Source organism: Photobacterium sp. GB-36 (assembly GCF_003026135.1).
GTDB lineage: Bacteria > Pseudomonadota > Gammaproteobacteria > Enterobacterales > Vibrionaceae > Photobacterium.
In genome coordinates this window covers 53,401-76,670 of sequence record NZ_PYNY01000007.1, presented here as the reverse complement: position 1 = coordinate 76,670, position 23,270 = coordinate 53,401, and the positions used below count along the sequence as shown (strand labels likewise).

25 protein-coding genes are annotated in these 23,270 nt (G+C 39.1%); 15 read left to right on the top strand and 10 right to left on the bottom strand.

All coding sequences use genetic code 11. From position 1 onward, the window contains the following. Positions 1–17 precede the first annotated feature (17 nt). Together C9J46_RS08850 and C9J46_RS08845 are read right to left on the bottom strand one after the other, a co-directional pair. Positions 18–449, bottom strand: coding sequence for a DUF2000 domain-containing protein (locus C9J46_RS08850; RefSeq protein ID WP_107208119.1), 432 nt, complete (start codon positions 447–449; stop codon positions 18–20). A gap of 59 nt (positions 450–508) precedes the next feature. After that, a complete protein-coding gene (locus C9J46_RS08845; protein ID WP_107290789.1) occupies positions 509–916 on the bottom strand; it encodes a GNAT family N-acetyltransferase in 408 nt (135 codons plus the stop codon). Between the two features lie 204 nt (positions 917–1,120). On the opposite strand from C9J46_RS08845, the gene C9J46_RS08840 reads away from it, so the two are divergent. The 3 genes from C9J46_RS08840 to C9J46_RS08830 all read left to right on the top strand — a co-directional run bounded on the left by C9J46_RS08840 (position 1,121) and on the right by C9J46_RS08830 (position 3,369). Then, complete coding sequence (locus C9J46_RS08840; RefSeq protein WP_107290788.1) at positions 1,121–1,930, top strand: peptidyl-prolyl cis-trans isomerase; 810 nt, start codon at positions 1,121–1,123, stop codon at positions 1,928–1,930. After that, entirely contained in the window at positions 1,923–2,957 is a 1,035-nt protein-coding gene (locus C9J46_RS08835; RefSeq protein WP_107290787.1) for a HupE/UreJ family protein, read from the top strand. The genes C9J46_RS08840 and C9J46_RS08835 overlap by 8 nt, the downstream gene beginning before the upstream one ends. Positions 2,958–3,066: 109 nt before the next feature. Further along, positions 3,067–3,369, top strand: a complete 303-nt coding sequence (locus C9J46_RS08830; protein ID WP_008987102.1) for an antibiotic biosynthesis monooxygenase — start codon at positions 3,067–3,069, stop codon at positions 3,367–3,369. Between the two features lie 61 nt (positions 3,370–3,430). Here C9J46_RS08830 and C9J46_RS08825 read toward each other — a convergent pair whose 3' ends face one another. Then, entirely contained in the window at positions 3,431–3,733 is a 303-nt protein-coding gene (locus C9J46_RS08825) for a hypothetical protein (protein ID WP_233217731.1), read from the bottom strand. Positions 3,734–4,054: 321 nt separating this feature from the next. Between C9J46_RS08825 and C9J46_RS08820 the strand changes: the two genes are divergently transcribed. The 9 genes from C9J46_RS08820 (at position 4,055) to purT (ending at position 13,923) form a co-directional block, all read left to right on the top strand. Beyond that, positions 4,055–5,128: a sensor domain-containing diguanylate cyclase gene (locus C9J46_RS08820; protein WP_158259610.1), complete on the top strand. Its 1,074-nt coding sequence runs from the start codon at positions 4,055–4,057 to the stop codon at positions 5,126–5,128. Positions 5,129–5,343: 215 nt separating this feature from the next. After that, the gene (locus tag C9J46_RS08815) at positions 5,344–6,519 is read left to right on the top strand and encodes a serine hydrolase (RefSeq protein ID WP_107290784.1); all 1,176 of its coding nucleotides are present in this window, start codon (positions 5,344–5,346) and stop codon (positions 6,517–6,519) included. A 549-nt stretch (positions 6,520–7,068) separates the two neighbouring features. After that, the gene (sbcB, locus tag C9J46_RS08810) at positions 7,069–8,490 is read left to right on the top strand and encodes an exodeoxyribonuclease I (protein ID WP_107290783.1); all 1,422 of its coding nucleotides are present in this window, start codon (positions 7,069–7,071) and stop codon (positions 8,488–8,490) included. Positions 8,491–8,729: 239 nt separating this feature from the next. Beyond that, entirely contained in the window at positions 8,730–9,251 is a 522-nt protein-coding gene (locus tag C9J46_RS08805) for a hypothetical protein (protein ID WP_107208277.1), read from the top strand. Positions 9,252–9,376: 125 nt separating this feature from the next. Then, positions 9,377–9,721, top strand: coding sequence for a CidA/LrgA family protein (locus C9J46_RS08800; RefSeq protein WP_107208276.1), 345 nt, complete (start codon positions 9,377–9,379; stop codon positions 9,719–9,721). After that, complete coding sequence (locus C9J46_RS08795) at positions 9,718–10,401, top strand: CidB/LrgB family autolysis modulator (protein ID WP_107208275.1); 684 nt, start codon at positions 9,718–9,720, stop codon at positions 10,399–10,401. The genes C9J46_RS08800 and C9J46_RS08795 overlap by 4 nt, the downstream gene beginning before the upstream one ends. 228 nt (positions 10,402–10,629) lie before the next feature. Continuing rightward, complete coding sequence (cdd, locus tag C9J46_RS08790) at positions 10,630–11,517, top strand: cytidine deaminase (RefSeq protein WP_005367973.1); 888 nt, start codon at positions 10,630–10,632, stop codon at positions 11,515–11,517. 149 nt (positions 11,518–11,666) lie between these two features. After that, on the top strand, positions 11,667–12,551 hold the full coding sequence (locus tag C9J46_RS08785) for a DMT family transporter (RefSeq protein WP_107247649.1): 885 nt from the start codon (positions 11,667–11,669) through the stop codon (positions 12,549–12,551). 193 nt (positions 12,552–12,744) lie between these two features. Further along, a complete protein-coding gene (gene purT, locus C9J46_RS08780; RefSeq protein WP_107290782.1) occupies positions 12,745–13,923 on the top strand; it encodes a formate-dependent phosphoribosylglycinamide formyltransferase in 1,179 nt (392 codons plus the stop codon). Positions 13,924–14,025: 102 nt separating this feature from the next. Here the strand turns inward: purT and C9J46_RS08775 are convergent, their stop codons facing one another. Further along, on the bottom strand, positions 14,026–14,664 hold the full coding sequence (locus C9J46_RS08775) for a thiopurine S-methyltransferase (RefSeq protein WP_107260394.1): 639 nt from the start codon (positions 14,662–14,664) through the stop codon (positions 14,026–14,028). Between the two features lie 129 nt (positions 14,665–14,793). After that, positions 14,794–16,131: a PLP-dependent aminotransferase family protein gene (locus C9J46_RS08770; RefSeq protein WP_107290781.1), complete on the bottom strand. Its 1,338-nt coding sequence runs from the start codon at positions 16,129–16,131 to the stop codon at positions 14,794–14,796. A gap of 307 nt (positions 16,132–16,438) precedes the next feature. Between C9J46_RS08770 and C9J46_RS08765 the strand changes: the two genes are divergently transcribed. Further along, the gene (locus tag C9J46_RS08765) at positions 16,439–17,314 is read left to right on the top strand and encodes an NAD(P)-dependent oxidoreductase (protein ID WP_107260398.1); all 876 of its coding nucleotides are present in this window, start codon (positions 16,439–16,441) and stop codon (positions 17,312–17,314) included. A 185-nt stretch (positions 17,315–17,499) separates the two neighbouring features. Here the strand turns inward: C9J46_RS08765 and C9J46_RS08760 are convergent, their stop codons facing one another. Then, positions 17,500–17,793: a hypothetical protein gene (locus C9J46_RS08760; protein WP_005367981.1), complete on the bottom strand. Its 294-nt coding sequence runs from the start codon at positions 17,791–17,793 to the stop codon at positions 17,500–17,502. A 241-nt stretch (positions 17,794–18,034) separates the two neighbouring features. On the opposite strand from C9J46_RS08760, the gene C9J46_RS08755 reads away from it, so the two are divergent. Then, positions 18,035–18,427: a nitrous oxide-stimulated promoter family protein gene (locus C9J46_RS08755; RefSeq protein ID WP_107290813.1), complete on the top strand. Its 393-nt coding sequence runs from the start codon at positions 18,035–18,037 to the stop codon at positions 18,425–18,427. A gap of 364 nt (positions 18,428–18,791) precedes the next feature. Here C9J46_RS08755 and C9J46_RS08750 read toward each other — a convergent pair whose 3' ends face one another. Continuing rightward, positions 18,792–19,160, bottom strand: a complete 369-nt coding sequence (locus tag C9J46_RS08750; RefSeq protein WP_107208269.1) for a lipoprotein — start codon at positions 19,158–19,160, stop codon at positions 18,792–18,794. Between the two features lie 398 nt (positions 19,161–19,558). Between C9J46_RS08750 and C9J46_RS08745 the strand changes: the two genes are divergently transcribed. Continuing rightward, positions 19,559–20,848 (top strand): hemolysin family protein, encoded by a 1,290-nt coding sequence (locus C9J46_RS08745; protein ID WP_107208268.1) that lies wholly within the window; start codon positions 19,559–19,561, stop codon positions 20,846–20,848. Between the two features lie 66 nt (positions 20,849–20,914). Here the strand turns inward: C9J46_RS08745 and C9J46_RS08740 are convergent, their stop codons facing one another. From C9J46_RS08740 to C9J46_RS08730, 3 genes are all read right to left on the bottom strand, one after another. Beyond that, positions 20,915–21,373 (bottom strand): hypothetical protein, encoded by a 459-nt coding sequence (locus C9J46_RS08740; protein WP_107290780.1) that lies wholly within the window; start codon positions 21,371–21,373, stop codon positions 20,915–20,917. A gap of 138 nt (positions 21,374–21,511) precedes the next feature. Further along, positions 21,512–22,105: an alpha-ketoglutarate-dependent dioxygenase AlkB gene (locus C9J46_RS08735; RefSeq protein ID WP_107208267.1), complete on the bottom strand. Its 594-nt coding sequence runs from the start codon at positions 22,103–22,105 to the stop codon at positions 21,512–21,514. A gap of 100 nt (positions 22,106–22,205) precedes the next feature. Then, the gene (locus tag C9J46_RS08730) at positions 22,206–23,252 is read right to left on the bottom strand and encodes a lactonase family protein (protein WP_107290812.1); all 1,047 of its coding nucleotides are present in this window, start codon (positions 23,250–23,252) and stop codon (positions 22,206–22,208) included. Between the last annotated feature and the right edge of the window lie 18 nt (positions 23,253–23,270).

The window sequence follows — 23,270 nt, the reverse complement described above, 5'->3', positions numbered from 1 at the left end:
ATTTTTAATACAACACACTACTTATACAAACTGAACTTTTTAGTAAATTCTCGTAATGTTTCAGTATCACCAAACAAACAAACTCCCAAGTACTCCAAATCAGCTTCTTTTGTTTCTTTCGTCCTCAGTTGCTGTTCTGTTGATCCCCCATCTATCATAGTACTTGTAAAATCAGTGAATTTAATACCACGACTCAAAGCCTCTTCTCTTACTTTACGTAATTTATTTGAATTATCAGCTTTTAACACAATGAATGGATAATGCGATAAACTCGGATGCACATTGCCATCCAAATCAACATAATCTAGATAAGCACCTTCATCTTCAGACAGTTGTTTAGACAAACCAACACTCAAATGCCCAAGTACATTTAAGGTACGCCCTAAATCCATTTTTTTACTTAAAACTGAAATATACCTTTTCTGATTTTCATCAGGTAAATCAACCATAATGTCCCCTTATAAACTGAACGTTCATATTAGCTGTATAAAAGCGCTTACGTAAAATATTAATGCTCTGTGCCTTCATACACCCACATTGATTCTGTTTTACCTGCTCGTTCAAAGCCAAGCGCTTGATAAAAATCAATGGCTTCACCATCAGCAGTCAGCATTTGTTGATGAAATCCACTGTATACAGACAACATTGCTTCCATCATTTTACGACCAATGCCCTTACCCTGATGTAAAGGGTGAACAAGCATATGGGGATAATACACAACAAGATAACCGTCTGTGATAGCGTTCCCCACTCCGACTAACTTACCGTTAGCACGAGCAGTAACCAAAGTATGAGAATTACGTAATGCAGCTAAGAGTTGTTTGGGTTTATCTGCTGAAGACCATTCATTCGCGCGGTACAATGCGATAACTTCGACTTCTTCAATCTCGCCGTTAAGTTCAACGTTAATATCCATATAAACGGTACTCCATATCATCATGCCGAATGTTTTAATCATATACTTAATAAAAATACGACTTTTAAAACATTCTTATCTTATTGATAAATAACGTAGCATCACAAAAAGTAAAAATCTACATGCAGTCAACATTCAACACTCATACAGTTAGCATGGGTATTCTTATAGGGCATTATTTAATATAAGAAAAGATCCCGTAACATGTTAAAAAAAGTCTGCTATTGGCTTAAGCGATTCATTCAAGATCCCTTTTCGCATTTCCTTATCGCGGGTGCTGTGCTGTTTATTGGTTATTCACAGTATTACTCCTCTGCTTCTGTAAACACTATTTCAGTGACAGCGTCACAAGTTGAGCAACAGAAAAAAGACGATACGCTTTATTTTGGTTCCCCCCCGTCGAGCACAGAACTAAACAAAGACATTAACCATGTAGTGTTAAAACAGATGCTATCTCAACAGGCATTAAAATTAGGCTTGGAGAAAGGCGATCCAAACTTAAATGAAATGTTGATGCAACGTTACCTGTCCTATGTTTCACAGTTAGCTAAGATCAATGCCACCAACACAACCTTATTACATCAATACTATTTAACGCATCAAGCGCGTTATAAGCATCCCGATATGTACTCATTGTGCTATCACTTTTTAACGCCACAAGAAGTGCAACACCCTATTGCTACGATGGATTCTCAACAATGTTTAAGTGATGTGAGTAAGCAGGCATTATTGGCAAAGCTGGGTACAAAAACAGTAGACGCATTAGCCGCACTAGCACCAAACCAATGGTCAACACCGATTGATACTCCCTTTGGCGCGATAGCAGTAAAGGTACTCGATTATCAAAAAGCAGGCGTTCTCAGTTTTAAACAGGCCAAGCAACAATTAGCACAAGATTTTGCCCGTGATGATGTTAATAAAAAAATAGCTGCCGTTATTAAGCAATACCACATTGCACTACCCGCAGGTTCAGATTTTACCGTTAACACAAAGACACTATTAAAAAATGTATAAGCACATCTCTTATTTTATGTGGCGCTTAGTTGTTGGCACAGTCGTTAGCGCCCTGATTTCGGTAGTAATGGCACCACTGGCAATGGCGCATCCTTATCAGCCCTCAGTGGGTTTGATCACACAGTTAGATAATCAACAATATAAGTTGGCGTTAAAACTACCGGTAATTGCAGGTGAACATACACAAATAACACCCACCTTAACTAATGGCGGCACGGTACGTTTATTGTCATCACAGCGAAGTGACAATGGTTTCGGAATGGATGAACAAGATTATTTGCTGCAACTTAAAGCGAATACATCATCACCGACTCTGGTATTTAACGGACTAAAAACAGGCCAACTACTCACGCAGTTAACGCAAAAAGATGGGAAAGTGAGTACGCTTGCGCTGTATAAAGGGCATAACAGCCTACACTTAACCGATAAGATCTCAATTTGGACAACAATAAAGCTCTTTGTCACCTTAGGTATCACCCATATCTTAACGGGGATTGATCACCTAATGTTTGTGGCGGGCTTATTGTTATTTACGCGCGATTTTAAAACCTTTTTAAAGGCCATTACCTGTTTTACCTTAGCCCACAGTATTACGTTAAGCTTGTCTGCGCTTAATCTGGTACACATTCCAGAACCGCCAGTAGAAACGGGAATTGCACTGAGTATTTTGTTTTTGTGTTATGAGCTTACTCGCCCTTATGACAAAGCACATCCAACATTAAGCCGAAAATTTCCATGGCTGATTTCGTTTTCCTTTGGTTTATTACATGGGTTGGGGTTTGCCAGCGCATTAAAAGAAGTAGGATTGAGCCAAACCAGCATTCCGTTAGCCCTCGCCTGTTTTAATATTGGGGTTGAGATCGGGCAATTGATCTTCTTATCGTTTCTTATCGTGCTATTGAAATTGTGCGCTAAAGTGCCTGTATTTCATCATAAGTTCTTTCAAAAAGTACCTTTGTATACCATGGGGATCATGGCGTCTTTTTGGTTTATTCAACGGGCGTACATTATGTTCCATGTTTTATAGTGGAAGTTACAGAGAACATATTTTGTATTTTTGCTGCTAGCTTGCATTAGCCAATACTGTAATAGTGGCAGGACAAAAATAAAAACTGAAGTTAGTAAAGGAAGTCATCATGTATATAGCAATGAACCGTTTTAAAATCCGTTTAGGCTCAGAGCAAGAATTTATCGATATCTGGAAGAACCGCGATACCTACCTAGATACCGTACCGGGTTTTCAATCATTCAACTTGCTTCAAGGTACATCAAACGATGAGTACACCCTGTTTGCCTCGCACTCAGTATGGGATTCTCGCCAAGCGTTCGAAGACTGGACACAATCAGAAGCATTCCGTAAAGCTCATGCTAATGCTCGCGGTAATAAAGACATTTATTTAGGCGCACCAAACTTTGAAGGGTTTGAAAGCTGCCTATAATTTACATTTAACAAGAAATGTATACCCAAATACGATTTACCTGTGTTTGGGTATTTTTTGCCTAAATACTGAAGAGTTCTTTAAACATTACAAGATTAAACACCACCGCGATCACGCCTAATAGCCAAGCTAATACAGTAAAAACGATGCCAAAATACATCACTTTCTCGCTAACGAACTTAGAGATCAGCTTTACAGAAAGATAAGATGAAACGATAAAACCAGAAGCGACTATCAGCAAAACAACATTGATCAGAGGATGGCTAAGACTCTCACCATGAAGCAACATATAAGTACCAATAGTACCCGCAAAAGACAGTACGGGGATCAGATATATAATCAGAAATATCGCTGCAGTACTCACATTTACTCCATCTTGGTGTAGGCGCAAAGACAAGTTGCCTGCCATTTAACTTTAAAACAGCACCTTACGCACCTAGCCTTGCAAGGTAAACGTGCCACAACGATATATACACATAGTCGTGCGTTGTATCACATTACACATAAGTAAAGAAATGAGCAGATACATTACCTATCACACCACTTTTATTGAAAATTAAGTCACTTCTCTAACAACCACTTGTTATCACTAAAAAACAATTAATAGCTTTTAAATTAAAAGACTTAAGTGCAATTGTTAACAAGCAAAATAGATAGTGTATCCATGCCACACAATGTTAATAAAATGCTAAAATTAGAAAAATTTAATAAAAAAGATATGCCTATTGTGAAGAAAGAATCGATGCTTTTATCTGCACATCGCAAATTCAATTTATTATTGAGAGACCTTGTTCTGAGCTCAAAAATTGAACCTTTCCTAGAGCGAATGGTTGATATGGTAGAAAGTTTTTTACCAGGCAGCAAAGTCTCCATTCTCACTTTAAATCAACAACAAGGTACTTTACATACAGGGATAAAGAACAACCTTCCTGATTTTTATAATGAAGCTGTTAATGGTATCAAAATAGGAAAAAATGTAGGGAGTTGTGGTGCGGCAGCCTTTCTTAACAAAACAATCATTGCTAGCAATATCAATGAACACCCAAACTGGCAGCCGTTTTTAGCCGTTACACAAAAAGCGAATCTACATTCTTGCTGGTCTGTACCTTATACCGATTCAAACTCAAATGTATTAGGCACATTCGCCATTTATCATAACGAGCCTAAATCACCTTCGGACATTGAAGAAGAAATCGTTAATGTGGCAGCACTCATTATATCAGTCGCTTACGAGAAATTAATACTCGAAGAACAGCTACGCTTTAGCGCAACACATGATGAATTAACCAAGCTTCATAATCGTACTTATTTAAATGAAGTCGCAACTAAATTTTTATCACTGTGCCTACGAAAAAATTTAAAAAGCTCACTGTTATTTATCGATCTAGATAAATTTAAATTAGTGAATGATAATTTGGGTCACAAAGTTGGTGATGATCTACTTGTTTTAGTTTCAGACGTTATATCTCAACAAGTACGTGACTGTGATATTGCATCCCGTTTTGGTGGCGATGAGTTTATTATCGTAATGGAAAACACCCATACAAGAGATGGTACTCAAGTCGCAAACCGACTTCACGACGCTATTATGGCCAAAGTACCATCCGATATATTGGATTTAGGATTTGGTGTAAGCATTGGTGTCGCAACGTCAACAGAAGAAAATCAAGCCTTAGATCAACTCATTCAGAAAGCAGACCAAGCAATGTATCATGCAAAGCAGCACCGTTTAGGTGTTTATAGCGATACGTCACTTTAACTAAAGCAGCATATCTTTGAGTAAACTTTCTCACTGATCTGCAAATAATCTTGTGCTTACTCCCGTTATCTTTCATCCAAAATGTAATTATTTCACATTATAAATTAAATCAATTCCAACACGTAAATTAAGAACCATTAGATTGATTTTCAACCTACCGACATGTTAATAAATTGTTTAATTTATTTTAAGTGAACAAATTTTAAGCAGCCAAGATGAAACGTATTATCAAAATCGGATTATTATTATCACCTGCTATTTTTATCTTATGGATGATAACCTTTCCTCCTAAAACTGACATGAGTGATTTTAATTGGACTCAAACGTCTGAACAAAATGATTGGAAAGTTAGCTCCCCCAAAGCAGAAGGTTTTAACCCAGATAAGCTAATTGAACTTCACCAACAAGTAACCTTACGTAAGTCAAAAAAGGTGCAGTCATTGCTGATAACACGGAATGATAAATTAATTTTTGAACAATATTACCCTGTTAGGCACTCTGGAGATGGCACCCCAATGCCAGATTTTTTTCCACCTTCACCCGATACGTATCACAATATAAAATCAGTTACCAAGACGGTCACATCAACATTAATTGGCCATCTTTTATATAAAAAAGAAATAGCCAATACTGATGTCTCGCTGTTTGATTATTTTAATAAAAAAGATATCCCCAATTTTGAAAAGAAAAGGCAAATTAAACTTCGACATGCTTTAGATTTCAATAGTGGTCTTGATTGGGCAGAATGGCATGAAAGACATAGCGATGCGATGTCCATGTGGTTATCCGATGACCCTTATCAATATATTTTCCAAAAAGGTATTAAAGATCAGCCCGGTAAAACATTTGTCTATCAAGGAGCTATGAGTGTATTACTAGGTGGAGTAATAGAAAAAATCACAAAGATGAACCTTAAAGAATATACCAATCAAGCACTATTCCAACCACTAGGTATCACTCATTATGATTGGTTTGCTCATGAAGTGACCGGTGATTATTTAGGTTCATCAGGTTTATATTTACGTCCAAGAGATCTTGCGAAGTTAGGACAACTTTATATAAACCAAGGGGTATGGAATGGTCAGCGTATTTTTTCAAAACAATGGGCACAAGAGTCTTTAAAACCTAAAGGTAAATTTTGGCCTAATAAGTCTATTGCTTACGGCCATAACTGGTGGTTTCCAACAATAAAAAAAGAGGGTAAAAAAATAGATATAGCAGGAATGAGAGGTACAGGTGGTCAAGAAGTTTTTATCATTCCACAGCTCCAACTGACGATTGTTATCACATCAGGTGCGTATATGGATCAAGATGATACTTACCCTTTTAAGCTGATCGTCGATTATATTCTGCCGTCACTTGGGATCGACGAAGCCGAATATATAACATAAAGTATTTATACGAGTACCGTTAGTTATGTAAGCTTAAGGTACTAATAATTTGCTGTATTTGGCTCCCTTTTTATTTGAATGCATTTTCTCTTTTTTATAACGTTACGCATCACGCTCTCCCCTTCACCACCGAGGTCTTATTCACCCACCTCGGTGGTGGTTTACAGAAAAATTTTATTCTCCTGAGAGCATCAGCCGTTAGCGCAATTTGCTCTTTCGGAAGAACCGAGACATTAATTTCTATCCAAACCAATAAACCCAGCAGCAATATCTTTAAGTAAGCTTTCTAACTGCTCTGCAAATAAAATAGTGACGCCATCAGTATTTTGGAAGTCCTATATCTCAACACCACGATTAATTTATCCGCGTCTCGCCTTGCCTATTTGCCCTTAAATACGGGATACTTAATGTTATGCGTGCTTAGGGTTTTACTCTTAAGCGTTTAACGACTTAAATACAATAAACTGCTGAATTTATAAGCGGTTTTAACAACAAGCCATTGCTTAGATAAAGAGTAATAATAACAACCGTAATGGCTATGGATGATTTATGAACGATAAGAACCAAGCAACACTTTATTGGATTGACTACGAGACGTTTGGCGCAAGCCCTGCCAATGATCGTCCTTGCCAGTTTGCGGGTGTCCGTACTGATATGGACATGAACATTATTGGTGAGCCACTCGTTATTTACTGTAAGCCACCAGCAGATTACTTACCGTCACCTGAAGCGTGTCTAATCACCGGTATTACACCGCAAGAAGCGATGGAAAAAGGCTTATCAGAGCCTGAGTTTATTGAAGCCATTCATGCTGAACTGTCAAAACCCAACACATGTGTTATTGGTTACAACAACGTTCGTTTTGATGATGAAGTGACGCGCTATACCTTATACCGTAACTTCTTCGACCCATACGGTTGGGCGTGGCAAAATGGTAACTCGCGTTGGGATTTATTAGATATTATGCGTACTTGTTACGCATTACGCCCAGAGGGTGTCAACTGGCCGCTGGATGATGAAGATCGCCCTAGCTTTAAACTTGAAAAGCTGTCTGTTGCCAATGGTATTGAACACGCGAATGCTCACGATGCAATGGCTGATGTTTACGCGACAATCGAGCTGGCTAAAATCATTAAAACGAATCAACCTAAGTTGTTTGATTACCTGTTTGATTTACGTCATAAGCGCAAGCTACAAGAATTAATCGATATTGTTAACTTAACGCCGTTAGTACATATCTCTGGCATGTTTGGTACTGATTGTGGCAATACGAGTTGGATTGTGCCTGTGGCATGGCACCCTGATAATAAGAACGCTGTTATTACAGTGAACCTCGCGCTTGATCCTACCCCATTAATTGAGCTTGATGCCGACCAACTGCGTGAGCGTTTATATACTAAGCGTGTTGATTTAGCGCCAGATGAATTACCTGTGCCCGTTAAAGAAGTGCATTTGAATAAGTGCCCTGTTCTTGCCCCAGCAAAAACATTAAAAGCAGAAGATGCTGCACGTTTAGGGATTGATAGAGAGCAATGTTTAAAGAACCTTGCCTTGATTAAACGGCACCCTGAAATTCGTGAAAAGTTAATCGAAATGTTTAGTGTTAAACGTGAATATGCGGCTAACGATAATGTTGATGCGATGCTCTACGATGGGTTCTTCTCAACAGCGGATCGTTCAACCATGGATATTATCCGTGAAACAGCGCCCGATCAGTTAGCTTCCCTTGAAATCAATGTCGATGACAAGCGTATTAAGCCGCTGTTATTCCGCTATCGTGCCCGTAATTTCCCAATGACGTTAAGTTATGAAGAGCAAATACGTTGGAAGCATCATTGTCAGGATTTCTTTGAGGTGAATATGCCAAAGTATATGGAGAACTTTGAGGCAGTCGCCTACGAACATGAATCTGACGAAAGTAAGATGAAGGTTTTACACTCACTTTATGATTATATATCTAAATTGGTTTAAGCCTTTTTACTAACACGATAGCGATGAATGAAGCCTATTACGTGACTTTCTTTTTGAATGTCGCGAATAGGCTTCTTTTTTTTAAGATTTTTATGTAGTGATTTATTTGATGATTACGTCATTAACGTTAACAATTAAAGACAACAATAAAACGGCTCACTGATTTGCGTTTATTAATAACGGAATAGCGATCATTGATACCGTGACGCTCGAGATCTATTAAGCGTTAGGTGTGCACTATGACAACACAAACCCTATTGAAATGTTATAGCTACGACAAAATAGATTTTTTTCCTGAAAAGCATCTATTGATATGGAAAGATCATACGCAAACGTTATTAACGCGAGAAGAATCTCGGTTATTAGAAGTGTTATGTCTCTGCGCTGGAGAAGTGATTGGAGCCGATTCACTCTACCGTAAAACGTTTACATCATTAGATGCGTTTGAAGAAACCAGTGATCACAATTATGACTTGAACTTACTACTGGTATCACTCACAGGGAAGTTACAATGTAACGGAGTAATGGCGATACCTATCCATGTTGTGCCTCACTATGGCTTTCGTGTCCCATTACCTTCGAAAACATCACGTCGACTGCCTTTTACTACCCGCCCTTGCCCTCGTGCTACCCCCTCTAAAAAAAAGCCATTGTTATTCAATAAGGCATGGTTTAAGTATGTGGTAATTGATTTTATTTGGCTAAAAGTGACGATTCTTTTGACACTTGCCGCGCTCATTGGTCTATTTTTGTGGAATTAAGCATCAATAAATATCACGCGATCTACATTTTTTAACGAATTATCTAAATAATGCTCTTTTTTGTGTGACAAATAACACGTTTATTTGTATGATAAATAAAATTTTCTAGCATTACTTTTTTTACTATGGATTACATTCGATCTTTTGCCATTGTTATGTTTTGCTTTTTACTTGGTCAAGGCATACAACATCTGACTCATTTGCCGATCCCTGGCAGTATTATTGGCTTGTTTTTACTGTTCTTTGGCCTCGTTACTGGCATATGCAAAACAAAATGGGTCGATAAAACCTGTAATTTACTCATCAAACACATGGCATTGCTATTCGTGCCTGTTGGAGTTGGCTTAATAAACTACCTTGGTTTAATTAAGCACAATGCAACTATCATCTTTGCGAGCACATTAGGCAGCACATTAATTGTATTGCTTGTGATCGGCCTTGCGCTTCATCATAAGGAAAAAGAGTCATGATCTGGTTAGTTGCAACGCTAGTGGTATTTTACAGCATGCGCTATTTAGCAATAAAGATTCGTAATCCACTTTTTAATCCATTGCTCATTTCGCTGATTATTTTAATCGCTGCACTGCATTGGTTACAGGTGCCGTATGAAACCTACTTTGCAGATAACGAAATAATTAACTATTTGTTAGGTCCTGCGGTAGTGGCCTTAGCCTTACCTTTATATCAGCAACTGCCTTTAATTAAGCGTAAGTGGAAAACAATTTTAAGTGCCTGTTTTGTTGGTAGTATCTTGTCGATGACATTTGGTACCTCCATTGCGTTTTTAATGGGTGCTGATGCTCAACTTGCAGCCAGTATTTTACCTAAATCTATTACCACACCACTTGCGATGGCCGCTTCTCAACAAATTGGCGGGATTCCTGCGATTACAGCAGCAATGGTGATTATTGTTGGTCTATTTGGTGCGGTGTTAGGTTATCCAGTGATGAAACTGGTCCGTATTTACCATCCGTTAGCAAAAGGGTTAACGATTGGTACGGTATCTCATGCTTTAGGTACAGCAAAAGCTGTCGAAGAAAATTATCAAGAAGGGGCATTTAGCTCATTAGCGTTAGTGATCTGTGGGATCATGACAACGTTACTCGCTCCCATCATGTTCCCTATTTTAGAACACCTGTTTTTCCACTAAGTTATTCCTATCTCATGTTATGAGCTTAAACACTAATTCTTATTAGTTTTAAGTTCATAATGTTTTGATAACTATTTATTACAGGAAAAATTACATTTACATGTGTGAGTTCGCTCTCGATAATGTACACCATCCTGCGCTATCATTATTAATGTGACTCAAATCACACTTGATTAATGACAATTAACTTAGAATGTTTCTCCATCAACAATACGGAGTAACACACCAATGCACGCAAAAGTTATGGATGCATTAGGTCAATTACCTAAAGAGCTTGCATCAGCTTTACGACCAATTATTGAAGATAAAGATTTTGATTCAACAATTAGTCCTGAACAATTTGAACAGTTAGTTTCCCAAACTAATTTATCTGATACTGATCTTCGTCTTGCTCTCCTTCCTGTTGCTGCTGCTTACGCTGTTGTTCCTATTTCTAATTTCTATGTTGGTGCTATTGTTCGTGGTACATCTGGTCGCCTATATTTCGGTGCAAATATGGAATTTGTAGGCGCAAGTATGGCGTGTACGATCCATGCTGAGCAATCTGCAATTAGCCATGCTTGGATCAAAGGTGAAACAGGCATTAAAGACGTAACGATTAACTACAGCCCTTGCGGTCACTGTCGTCAGTTCATGAATGAATTGAATACGGCGCAAGATTTAGTTATTCAACTTCCTGAACGTCAGCCAATGACACTGCAACAATACCTGCCTGAATCTTTCGGCCCTGCTGATCTTGGTATTAAAGATGCGCTATTAAGCGACATTAATAATGGTATTACGATTGCTGAGCAATCAGAGCTTGCTGTTGCTGCTTGTGATGCTGCAAACCGCTCTCATGCACCGTACTCTAAGAACTTCAGTGGTGTTGCACTTAAAGCCAAAGACGGTCGTGTTTTTGTGGGGATGTATGCTGAAAATGCAGCATTTAACCCAAGTCTTCCACCGCTGCAAGTTGCGCTAATCAACATGAATATGTCAGGTTACAAACTATCTGAATTAGTTGAAGCGGCATTAGTAGAAAGTGCAGAAAGCCTAATCAGTCAATTAGCGCGTACTCAAGCACTACTAGAAGCACTAAATCCTGATATTCAAATGACTTATGTTGCTTACTAATCGTTAGTGCTAGCAACATCTGTTGATGTAAGACCGCCATAATAGGCGGTTTTTTATTGCCTATTGCATTCAACACAATCAGTTATATTGGCTATCTAAAAACAAAAGCGTATTATCTCGCTATGCTTTTTTGACGAAACCAATTTTTAATGTCTGATTCACATACCCCAGTTCATAACCCAGTCCAAGGTGCCGGATGGATGCTTTCTGCAGGCCTTGCCTTTGCGATTGTAAATAGCCTTGCACAATTTCTCAGTATTAAGCTCCATGTCTCTTCAACTACTTTTGCGTTAATCCAATACTTTGTTGCACTGGTGGCTATGCTGCCATGGCTGAGAACCATGGGTATTCGCCGTTCACTAAAGACAGAGCAATTCTTCCAGCACTGTTTCCGTGTCTTTCTTGCGGTGATTGGTATCCAACTCTGGCTATGGGCACTTGCCTATCCTGTTCCTATTTGGCAAGGCATTGCACTGCTTATGACTTCACCGTTATTTGCAACTATTGGCTCAGGTGTATTACTAAAAGAGAAAGTTGGCGCTGCACGTTGGTGCGCAACGCTTGCTGGCTTTATTGGTGCAATGATCATTTTAGAGCCGTGGTCTGATTCATTTAGTATTGCGACATTATTACCTGTCGGCGCTGCGGTTTTCTGGGCGGGTTATTCTTTGATGGTGAAAAAGCAATCTACTACAGAATCACCAACCACTGTTGTGATGTATTTACTTATTCTGATCACGCCATTTAACTTGTTACTGGCTCTACCTGATTTTACTATGCCAACAGGCGGCACAACATGGACATTAATCATCGCTGCTGGTCTGTTAACCGCACTGGCACAATGGGCGATTGCTAAAGCCTATGCCGTCGCTGATGCGTCATTTGTTCAACCATTCGACCACGCAAAATTACCACTAAACGTGTTAGGTGGTTGGCTTGTATTTGGTTGGGTACCACCGGGTCGATTATGGCTAGGTGCGGCGATTATTATTGCTTCTGTGGCCTTTATCACCCAGTGGGAAAAGCGAAAATAGCAAGTAACAACCGTACCCCATAAAAGATTCACTAACCGCCTTCTTGGCGGTTTTTTATTATAAGCTCTAAAGCTTTTCTAATATTTACTATTAAAGTCTATTTAAATCCCGACGCAAACGTTTGCTTAAATGAAAAAACAAGGTATTATCACGCCCAACCAACACTATCCAACATAAATAGTAAGGAATAATAATGTTAGGTACAGCTAATGGTTCAAATGCAACACGTGTTTTACTTTTAGGCTCTGGCGAGCTTGGCAAAGAAGTCGCGATTGAATGCCAACGTTTAGGTATTGAAGTGATTGCCGCAGATCGCTACCCCAACGCGCCAGCAATGCAAGTTGCACATCGTAGTCATGTAATTGATATGCTCGATGGCGAGGCGTTAAAACACATTATTGAACTAGAAAAGCCCGACTACGTTGTTCCTGAAATTGAAGCCATTGCCACTGACACGCTTGTAGAATTAGAGCAGCAAGGTGTTAACGTTGTGCCTACCGCTAATGCGACGAAACTGACAATGAACCGAGAAGGTATTCGTTGCCTAGCCGCTGAAACCTTATCGATTCCTACATCACCTTATGAATTTGCCGATCAATTTGATGATTTCTCAGCAGCGGTACATCGCGTTGGTATGCCATGTGTCGTGAAGCCGATTATGAGTTCATCAGGTAAAGGTCAAAGTGTGATTAAAACCGAGGCTGATATTGAATCTGCTTGGCAATACGCACAAGAAGGCGGTCGTGCTGGTGCAGGTCGTGTGATCATTGAAGGCTTTGTTGATTTTGATTACGAAATCACCTTATTAACTGTTCGTGCGGTGGATGGTGTGCATTTCTGTGCACCTATTGGTCATCGTCAAGAAGATGGGGATTACCGTGAGTCATGGCAGCCACAGCAAATGTCTGAAGCAGCATTAAAAGCGGCACAGGATGTAGCAGAAAAAGTAGTGAACGCACTTGGCGGTTTTGGTTTATTTGGTGTTGAGCTATTTATTAAAGGCGATACCGTGTTATTCAGTGAAGTCTCTCCTCGCCCACATGATACGGGTATGGTGACGCTTATTTCACAAGAGTTATCAGAATTTGCGCTTCACGTTCGCGCTTTCCTTGGTTTACCCATTCAACACATCACCCAATATGGCCCATCAGCTTCTGCAGTGATCCTTGCTGAAGGTGTATCATCAAACATCCGTTTCGATAACCTGTTACCTGCACTCTCTCGCCCACAAACACAGATCCGATTATTTGGTAAACCTGAAATTAATGGTCGTCGTCGTTTAGGTGTCGCGCTTACACGTCGAGAAGATATTGTTAGCGCAGTAAATGATGCCGTCAATACCGCTGGTGATGTTGAAGTCATTTTCGATTAATCGCTTAACCCAATTGATGATAATTTATCTATAAGCAAAAAGGCATGGTTTCCACTAATAAGAAACCATGCCTTTATTTTATCTGTACTTTATAACAACAAGTTATACTTCAATTAACCATACTTCTTCGGCAAATCGCGATAAACCGCGTTGGCGACGAGGATGACTTTCATCGGCATCATCACGTTCAAGATGCGTCACTTTACAACCCGCAAATAATGCTTCAACGTCTGCTTTTGGCACTGAGAAAGGAGGCCCTGCTAATTCATCTTGTGGGTAGTCTAACGTCACCAATAAAATACGACCGCCAGTTTTAACCAACGACAATAGTTTGTCGACGTACATTTGTCGCATGTCTTCTGGCATTGCAATTAATGCCGCGCGATCATAAACCACATCGACAGGATCGATATTTAGCGTGAAGTAATCACCTTGGTAAATCGAAATCTCATCAAATTGGTAAAGATGTTGATGGCCAACGCCTGTCACTAACGGCGTATACAGGTTTTCTGCAAAAAAGGCTTTAACTGCAATATCACTCAGTTCAACCCCAATCACGTGGTTATGTTTTTGCGCTAGCCACACAAGATCTTCCGACTTACCACACATAGGGACAAACACGCGATCATCACGTTGTGCATTTAACGCCGACCAATGCTTGATCAGTAACGGATTAACCTCTGATAAGTGAAAACCAATTCGATTTTCTGCCCAGCGTGAGTGCCAGAATTCTGCATCCATTTTATGACTCGACTTTTTCTAATTAAAATAATAATGCTGAAATAATAACATAGGTCAGTGGCTTTCAAAGAGTGCTAACAGTCGCTTTTTATAACTTCGCAGTGACTGTCAATCTTGCTATCTTTGCGCTTAAAACGGGATAACGCTGCTGACTTCAGAGCGAGCTAAATCGCGTAATAATGTTAAACCTTGTTGTAGCCGCTGCTCAGAATTAATAGCCATTAGAGACAAGCGGATATGCTTCGGATCGTCGCCCTTTGCATTAAAATAACGCCCACTACTGACAATTAACCCTTGGTTTTTTGCTTCCATCACAAAGCGTTCCTGCTGCCAATGTTGAGGCAACGGCCACCAGATTTGAAAGCCAGTTTCATTACCATCATGGCTTAAAATATCGCGGGCTAGTTGTTGTCTTTTACAGGCGGTTTCACGCTGGTTTTCTGCCAATTCAAAGGCTTCACCACTCTCAATTAACTGCGTTGCAGCAATATAATTTAGCGGTGACGATAGCCAAATGTTAGCGCGAATAGTGGCCTGTAAAACCGCAATATGTGATTCGGGTACTTTTAAAAAGCCACAGCGTAGCGCAGGACTAAGGGCTTTTGATAAACCTGAAATATGAAAGCTATGCAGTGGAATGCGATTACTGATCGCGGCGATAGGATTTGAATTTAAAAAGCCGTAGATATCATCTTCAATTAACCAAATATTATTGCGTTCAATCACTGTTGCAATGGCATCTCGTCTTATTGGCGGCATGGTGATACCTGTTGGGTTTTGATGAGATGGCACGACAATGACTAATTTAGGCTGATGTTGAGTGATCACCTGTTGCAGATCATCAGGGCACATCCCCTGCTCATCAAGTTTGACCCCAACCACATGACGACCTGCTGCTTGAGCGATCGCCATAATACCGGGGTAAGTTAAGGCTTCTACCGCGATGGTATCACCAGGCTCTGTTAACGTATGAATAAGTAACGATAAGCCATGCTGTGCGCCATTCGTCAACAAGGTATTTTTAACATTCCCCCCTTCCAAACCAAACTTTTTCGCCCATGTTACAGCAGCCAAACGATGGCTTTCATGGCCTGAATGTTCGGTGTAGCCCATTAAATGACAACTCAGTTGATCTGCTGCATTCATCATGGCATAACGCAGTGGAGACAGGTTTTGAGACAAGCAAGGTTGCAAGATAGAGAAGTTAAAATCAGTTTCATCATCAGCAGGTTGAATGACATCGCTGAGTCTTGATGGTGAGCATACAAATGTTCCACGCCCAACAAACGATTCCACGCGTTTTTTATCTACCAGTAACTGATATGCTTTAGCTACCGTCGCGGGTGTGGTGTTTAACTCATCCGCAAGTACACGGTGTGTCGGCAATTTAAACCCTTTCGGATATTCACCATTGTCTATGCGCGCCTCTATTGTTTTTGCTATTTGTTTATATTTAGCGACACTCACAGTCTGATCCTATATTTATCATTATCACCAATCACTTAACTAACTTTAACCAAGTTAGCTCAAAAATGATACCTTAAATAAAAAAATTGACATATGTCAATGTAACCCCTAGTGTACTAACCATCATTTGGTAACCATTTAGCTAACAATGAGCACAAATGGATAAAATCTGACATTACAAAGGTAGTTACAACCTTTAATAACAAACGTTCAGCTCGCCATCGTTTATGAATAAAGGCATTGCCTGCTGACGACATATCGCATAATGACATAACTCAATTTTACTGTATTTGGTAAGGAGAAACCTATGACAACAAGTATCGCTTTTATTGGTTTGGGTGTAATGGGCTTCCCAATGGCACGTCACCTGTTTAATTCAGGTTTCGACACCACTGTGTATAACCGCACGACCTCTAAAGCACAGCAATGGGCATCGGAGTTTTCAGGACAATACAGTGAAACACCGCGTGAAGCTGCTCAGAACCGAGATGTGGTTGCGCTTTGTGTTGGTAACGATAATGACGTTCGAAGCGTTGTATTTGGCGCTGACGGCGTTTTAGCAGGCATGAAAGCGGGCTCTACGCTTGTTGATCATACGACAACCTCTGCGGAACTTGCTGAAGAGTTAGCGAAAGCATGCTTAGCTCAAGGCGTTAACTTTGTTGATGCGCCAGTTTCTGGTGGTCAAGCCGGTGCTGAAAATGGTGCACTTACTATCATGTGCGGTGGCGAACAAGCTGTTTTTGATAACGTATTACCGATTTTAAACAGCTACGCGAAACAAGCGGTATTGGTTGGCGGTTATGGACAAGGTCAACGCTGTAAAATGGTGAATCAAATTTGTATTGCCGGTGTACTACAAGGATTGAGTGAAGCATTAACGCTGGCACAAAAATCAAACCTTGATATCGAACAAGTTGTCAGCGTACTAAAGCATGGCGCGGCGGGCTCTTGGCAGATGGAAAATCGTGCTAAAACGATGGCTGAAGATAAATTTGATTTTGGCTTTGCTATTGATTGGATGCGTAAAGATCTGGGCTTTTGTTTAGATGAAGCGAAAAAACACGATCTTGAATTACCACTGACGGACGCAGTAGATAAACGTTATGGCTTATTACAAAACGAAGGGCTAGGCAGAATGGATACATCTGTCTTGATTAAAGCTTTCAATAAAGCGGTTTAATTTTATCTAGACCTCAGCCACTGAGATGAGAAAGTGGCTTTGTGAAAACCGATATTACATAACGCCAGAAAAGCGAAAGGGATGCACTTGCATCCCCTTCTGCCGACCCCGATAAACATCAAGATCAAAAATCCGTTTTCCAATTCTACATTGGAGTCATGGAATACCGATTGAATCCATTCAGCTTACGAAATTCTGAATAGTTTAATCGAATCACGACGTACTGTTACACCACGGAAAGTTACAGGCTCTAACAACGTCATTAGTTGCTTAGAAACAAAAAACTTACCACCGTAGCTACGATCGCCACCACGATTAACCCAATCAGCAAATTCATCAGCCAGACTGAACATAGAGTTACCGACTAGTAAAACAAGAACTTTAGCAACTTCGCTATCGTTCTGACGGTTAAACTCAGCGTCACGAACTTTTTTACGATATTCGTCGACAATTCTTTCAAGGCACTCAAATCTGCTCATATACACCACCATAAAAATCGAGGCGTGGATACTACTGCTCTAGCCTATTTAAATCAACCCATCGCCTTATGTTTCTTTAAAAAACTGATACTTTTTTTCAATTTGGTAACAAAGATGATGCTATTTATCATTAAAAACACGATTTAATTTCATATTCACCCTCTAAAAACTTAAATGTTATTTCATATGCATGTTTGTATAATGACAGTATTAGATAGAGTCTATTAAGAAATACAAAATGATGACTATAAACACTAACTTTAAGCTGCTAGGTAAATTAAATCGTGAATATTTGACGATTTCAGCAATGATCGAAATTTACTGCTCACATCACCATTACGAAAAATGTAAAAAAGTTAATTTATGTGAAGACTGTGAATCTTTCAAAAACTACGTAAAACAAAGGCTAGATCGTTGTCCTTATGGTATCAACAAGCCGACATGTCGACAGTACCCTATTCATTGCTACAACGATCAAGAAAAGGTCAAATCACAAACAATTATGCGTTATTCAGGCCCTAAAATGATGTATAAACATCAAATAATGGCTATTACACACTTAATTAATGATAAACGAAAAGTTAAAGCGTTAAATCAAGCAATGACTTCAAACAGAAAAATAAGAAAGAGTTAATAAACAACAAGTAAAAGTTAAATGTTCAGTAAAATATATTTTTACTTTTATATTTCATTCACTTTTAAGTCCGCTTTAGGGCTTGGCTACTTTATAATCAGCCTATTTACTGCTGTGTAAAAAACATACATCAATGTAATGACAAGAAATACCGATATAAGAAGGAAACTATTGAAAATAGCCCGTATGTACATAAATATTTCGTTTCATGACTTTTTATAAATAAAACAGTCAACATGTTAATTGTAGTAACAAATGGCTGGTATTTATCAGTAAAGGCTCATCACTTTAAATATTTAGAGTATTGCTACCTAAAAAAACAGCGATAGATGATCGCTGCTTTTTGATAACAGATGAGTTTTATTTAGTTTCGATAATAATCAATTACTTGAATTTTCACAGGTTTATCTGCGCTGCTAATATCGACAGTAAACTGATCGTCATCAACAACTTTCGCATTTTTTGCCCCTTCCCCAATGACGTCAACACCTTCAATCTTGGTATATAGCTTGGTGTAATCGTAATGCATGGTGACAGTTGCGGTAACAGGTTTAGAAGCCGTTAATTCAAAAGTACAAATACCTGTAGGACAAAACACATCAATATCTTCTGCGGACGTCACCGCGATAGAATCTACATTCTTAATTGGCGTACCGGTGATTTTTGCTTCCCCACAGCCTGTTAATAATAATGCCGTTGTAACTGCAACAAGGCCAAGTTGAATTTTTTTCACACTGATATCCTCATGTATTCCGCTGAACGGTGATCTTTGTTCACTATAACAAAGAAAGTTTTACGTAGACTATATCAAACATAACAAGTTCAATGAATTAGCATTGCTGAGACAGTGCTAACATCCATCAATCACAAACCAGCAACAACAAATTCACAATTTCACCTCTTTACCCTAACAAGTATCACTAATTGTTTTCACTTCTGTTTATTGGCTAAACGAATACATAATTTATTTCTTATCAATAACCAATAAAGGTTAATTTTTAATTAACCTTATAGGCATACTATAGATATAATCACCTACAATGTGTGAATAGGCTTTCTTTTATTCATGTTATAGACGCACCTATTTTTATTCCCACCCTATGGTGCACTCGAAGTTTCTAGGAGAAATAAATGAGTATCATTATTTTGGTCTGTTTGATCATTATTAATGGATTATTTGCTATGTCTGAGATAGCACTTGTCACAGCAAAGAAAAACCGGCTACAGCGATTAGCAGATGAAGGGAATATCTCTGCTCAAAAAGCAATAGAGCTAGGTGAATCACCAACTCAATTTCTATCAACAATGCAGATCGGTATCACTGTTATTGGTATTCTGAACGGTGTTATTGGTGAAGCTGCATTAGCTGGCCCTATTTCACATTGGTTAATTGAGTTAGGCCTTCCTGCAAAATCCGTTGGCTTTACTGCTTCAGCAATTGCGGTCATTGTTTTAACGTATGTATCGATTGTTATTGGTGAATTAGTCCCTAAACGATTAGGTCAAGTAAACGCTGTTTCTATTGCGGTATTTTTCGCCCGCCCAATTGCAGTTATCGCTTTTATTTCTCGTCCATTTGTCTGGCTATTGGCAAACTCAACCGATTTACTGTTGCGTTTATTGGGCAAAGGAAAAGACGACAGTTCAGCACTAACAGAAGATGATATCCGTGCAGTGATCGCGGAAGGTTCTCAGTCAGGTGTTATCCACCAGCATGAACATAACATGGTGCGTAATGTCTTCAATTTCGATGACCGCAAAGTATCTTCAATGATGACGCCACGAAATGAAATTGCGTATCTTGATTTAAATTATTCGCCTGAGAGCTATTTACAAAAATTACTCTCAAGCACGCATGCTTGCCTTCCTGTTGGAAATAACGGCTTCAGCGATTTAAAAGGCACATTAAATGCCAAGCAGTTATTACAATTTATCAATGATAATACGGCTGAAAATCCACTATCAATTTTAGATTACTTAACCCCTCCCGTTTTCGTACCAGAAAACTGGACAGGTACAACGCTATTAGAAATGTTCCAAAGCTCAGGTACAGACTTTGCCTTCGTGGTTGATGAATATGGTGATATTCAAGGTATTGTGACTTCTCAAGATATTTTAGAGGCATTAGCCGGTAAATTTACCCCTGATAATCCAAAGGATGTTTGGTCAAAGCAAAACCCAGATGGCAGTTGGAATTTAGATGGCATGATGCCAATCACTGTATTTAAAGATCTATTAGATATTAATAAACTGCCAGACGAAGAAGACGGCGGTTACCACACACTTAGCGGTATGTTAGTGTGGCTATTAGATGATTTACCTAAATTGGATGACTGTATTCGCTGGCAAGGTTGGCAATTCCGCATTCTAACATTAGAAAATAACCGTATAGATCGTATATTAGCTCAACGCTACGAATAATCTGTTGCGTTTCATTCAATCAAAAAAAGTTAGCCATAAAGGCTAACTTTTTTTTCATCTGCTCTATTAACTATAAGCAGGACTCGTTGTTTGTAACGTTGCTCTAAATGCCTTGATCATAAAAAAAAGATAAAATACTTCAAAAGCAATACCAAATACTAATAAGCCGTAGGTATCATGTTTTAAAGAATCAGGAAAAACAAAATACATAAGACCCAAGAATACAAACGCAAATGGAATTAAATAAAAGATTGCAACTCGCCAGCCTACAACCCAGCTTAACGAAAAGTATTTAATTAAAAAGTTCTTTCCGTTATTTCCGCCATTGACGATAAATAAAATAATAAAGTTAATTATAATCATTACGTCATCAGCAAGTGACTCTAATGAATCTGTTTGTGGTAAGTAATAGGAATACAGCATCAACAAAATAGTCGGAATCAAAATGTACAACGCAGATTCCCGCTCAGTGACATTGTTGTGTTTTAAATCAAGCAACAAGGCTTTCAAATTGAAAAAATACATATCCTCCTCCCTTATTGTCAATAAGCCTATCCTGTGAAGGTGGAGATAGTGATTGTAATAATTGATGAATTAGAATGAGTTATCAAAATATAACGTTTTGATGATAGCTATTTCAATCGAACGTGATCATACCTGCAGTTACTGATTAATATAACGAAAGGTCAAGTTTATGCGTGGCTCATTGACACGTTTAGTTTTAGGTAGTGCATGTTGCCAATACTGCTGGGTCTCTCCTGCCATTATCAGCAAAGATCCCGGTGTTAATTGAAAGGCAATTTTCTCTTTAGTGGTTTTATGTTTAAACACGAACTGCCGTGTTACACCAAAGCTTAAAGAAGCAATAACAGGTTGATGACCTAATTCACGCTCATTGTCTTGATGCCACCCCATGTAATCTTCTCCATCACGGTATAGATTGCCAAGCACTGAGTTAAACGACGTTTTCGCTTGCTGTTCACACTGTGCTTTTAGATCTAATATTGCCGATGTCCAAGGTTGTGGATGCATGGTAAGCCCTGAATAAGTATAAACAGCATCACCGAGCCATGTTTGTAACCTCGGCTGAAGCACTGACCTACCAAATAGCGTTATGTGTTCTTGTTGCCAGTTCAGTTCGTTTTTCAATTGCTGAAAATACTGTTCAGACTGCTGTAAATTCAAAAACTGTGGATGCCAATAGAGTAATCCATTGTTGATTGTTATCCACTCCCCTTGATCAGCAAACAAATCCATCGTGTTTTCCTAAATTCATTTAACAACAAGTTATACGTTTTTAAGGTACAAAAAAGCCACAGTCAACACTATGGCTTTTAAGACGTTAAGATCAATTTGATTATCGTGAAAGCATCTCGACAAGGCACACAGGTGCACCGACATTACAACGATAACCTGTTGCTGTGATATCACCCGTCTCAACATTACGGTGATAGCTAACAATATCGTTAGAATGTTGATTCGCCACCAGCAACCATTCGCCATTTTGGGAAATCACAAAATCACGAGGGAATGCCCCGCCACAATCAACAGCGGCTAATTGAGTGACGTTTTCACCGTCTACATTAAAATAACTAATCTTGTTTTGAGCACGACAAGAAACATATAAAAAGCGTTCATCTGGTGATAAGTAAATAGCAGATGCCGCTTGTTTATTTTCTTCATTAGCAAGCAGTGCTTGTTGTGATACTTGCTCCCAGCAGCCATTTTGTTTTGTGATCACCACAAGCGTTTCAGACAGTTCACACACAACATAGCCGATTGATTCATCATGGCTGAAAACAAGATGTCGAGGGCCTGATCCTGCTGGCATGTTTAGCGTTTGATTTAAGGCAAATGATAATGTGTTTACGTCATAATCGTAAAAGTAAACGCAATCACTGCCTAAATCAACAACGGCTAACTGATTGGTATGCTTTAGAAATGTAACTTGATGTGCATGAGGGGCTTCTTGACGATCAACATTTGGTCCACAGCCATCAACAAATAAATCTGCGATACACTCTGTCGGTTGACCTTCTTCATCTAAACCATAAACAGTGACATTACCTGAACCATAGTTCGCCACCGCCAAAAGCTTATCTTTTACATCAATATGACAAGGATAATCCCCAGCAATAGCTAAAGAACAGCGCGTTTGATGATCAGAAAAATGAAGTTGTGCACCACTGTGTCGATCAACTTCATTAAAGGTATATAACCCGTTTTGAGTCGCAGCAAGATAAGATGGATTATGCTGTTGTTGCAACGTATCTGGCACTATCTCATTGTTTAACGTTAATACGCCAGATTGAGGATCAAGGGAAATGCCTACAACACCATGACTATCACTCGGTGCATCGGTATAAGTACCTACATAAAAATGTAAGGGAGATTGTTTTGTCATGGAAACCTTCATAAATAA

Coding starts and splice junctions, on each gene's coding strand:
- sbcB (WP_107290783.1), top strand. CDS start 7,069: ATGAACGATAAGAACCAAGCAACACTTTATTGGATTGACTACGAGACG.
- C9J46_RS08840 (WP_107290788.1), top strand. CDS start 1,121: ATGTTAAAAAAAGTCTGCTATTGGCTTAAGCGATTCATTCAAGATCCC.
- C9J46_RS08785 (WP_107247649.1), top strand. CDS start 11,667: ATGTCTGATTCACATACCCCAGTTCATAACCCAGTCCAAGGTGCCGGA.
- C9J46_RS08815 (WP_107290784.1), top strand. CDS start 5,344: ATGAAACGTATTATCAAAATCGGATTATTATTATCACCTGCTATTTTT.
- C9J46_RS08845 (WP_107290789.1), bottom strand. CDS start 916: ATGGATATTAACGTTGAACTTAACGGCGAGATTGAAGAAGTCGAAGTT.
- C9J46_RS08805 (WP_107208277.1), top strand. CDS start 8,730: ATGACAACACAAACCCTATTGAAATGTTATAGCTACGACAAAATAGAT.
- C9J46_RS08850 (WP_107208119.1), bottom strand. CDS start 449: ATGGTTGATTTACCTGATGAAAATCAGAAAAGGTATATTTCAGTTTTA.
- C9J46_RS08740 (WP_107290780.1), bottom strand. CDS start 21,373: ATGTATTTTTTCAATTTGAAAGCCTTGTTGCTTGATTTAAAACACAAC.
- C9J46_RS08765 (WP_107260398.1), top strand. CDS start 16,439: ATGACAACAAGTATCGCTTTTATTGGTTTGGGTGTAATGGGCTTCCCA.
- C9J46_RS08775 (WP_107260394.1), bottom strand. CDS start 14,664: ATGGATGCAGAATTCTGGCACTCACGCTGGGCAGAAAATCGAATTGGT.
- C9J46_RS08730 (WP_107290812.1), bottom strand. CDS start 23,252: ATGACAAAACAATCTCCCTTACATTTTTATGTAGGTACTTATACCGAT.
- purT (WP_107290782.1), top strand. CDS start 12,745: ATGTTAGGTACAGCTAATGGTTCAAATGCAACACGTGTTTTACTTTTA.
- C9J46_RS08820 (WP_158259610.1), top strand. CDS start 4,055: ATGCTAAAATTAGAAAAATTTAATAAAAAAGATATGCCTATTGTGAAG.
- C9J46_RS08830 (WP_008987102.1), top strand. CDS start 3,067: ATGTATATAGCAATGAACCGTTTTAAAATCCGTTTAGGCTCAGAGCAA.
- C9J46_RS08800 (WP_107208276.1), top strand. CDS start 9,377: ATGGATTACATTCGATCTTTTGCCATTGTTATGTTTTGCTTTTTACTT.
- cdd (WP_005367973.1), top strand. CDS start 10,630: ATGCACGCAAAAGTTATGGATGCATTAGGTCAATTACCTAAAGAGCTT.
- C9J46_RS08835 (WP_107290787.1), top strand. CDS start 1,923: ATGTATAAGCACATCTCTTATTTTATGTGGCGCTTAGTTGTTGGCACA.
- C9J46_RS08745 (WP_107208268.1), top strand. CDS start 19,559: ATGAGTATCATTATTTTGGTCTGTTTGATCATTATTAATGGATTATTT.
- C9J46_RS08795 (WP_107208275.1), top strand. CDS start 9,718: ATGATCTGGTTAGTTGCAACGCTAGTGGTATTTTACAGCATGCGCTAT.
- C9J46_RS08760 (WP_005367981.1), bottom strand. CDS start 17,793: ATGAGCAGATTTGAGTGCCTTGAAAGAATTGTCGACGAATATCGTAAA.
- C9J46_RS08755 (WP_107290813.1), top strand. CDS start 18,035: ATGACTATAAACACTAACTTTAAGCTGCTAGGTAAATTAAATCGTGAA.
- C9J46_RS08735 (WP_107208267.1), bottom strand. CDS start 22,105: ATGGATTTGTTTGCTGATCAAGGGGAGTGGATAACAATCAACAATGGA.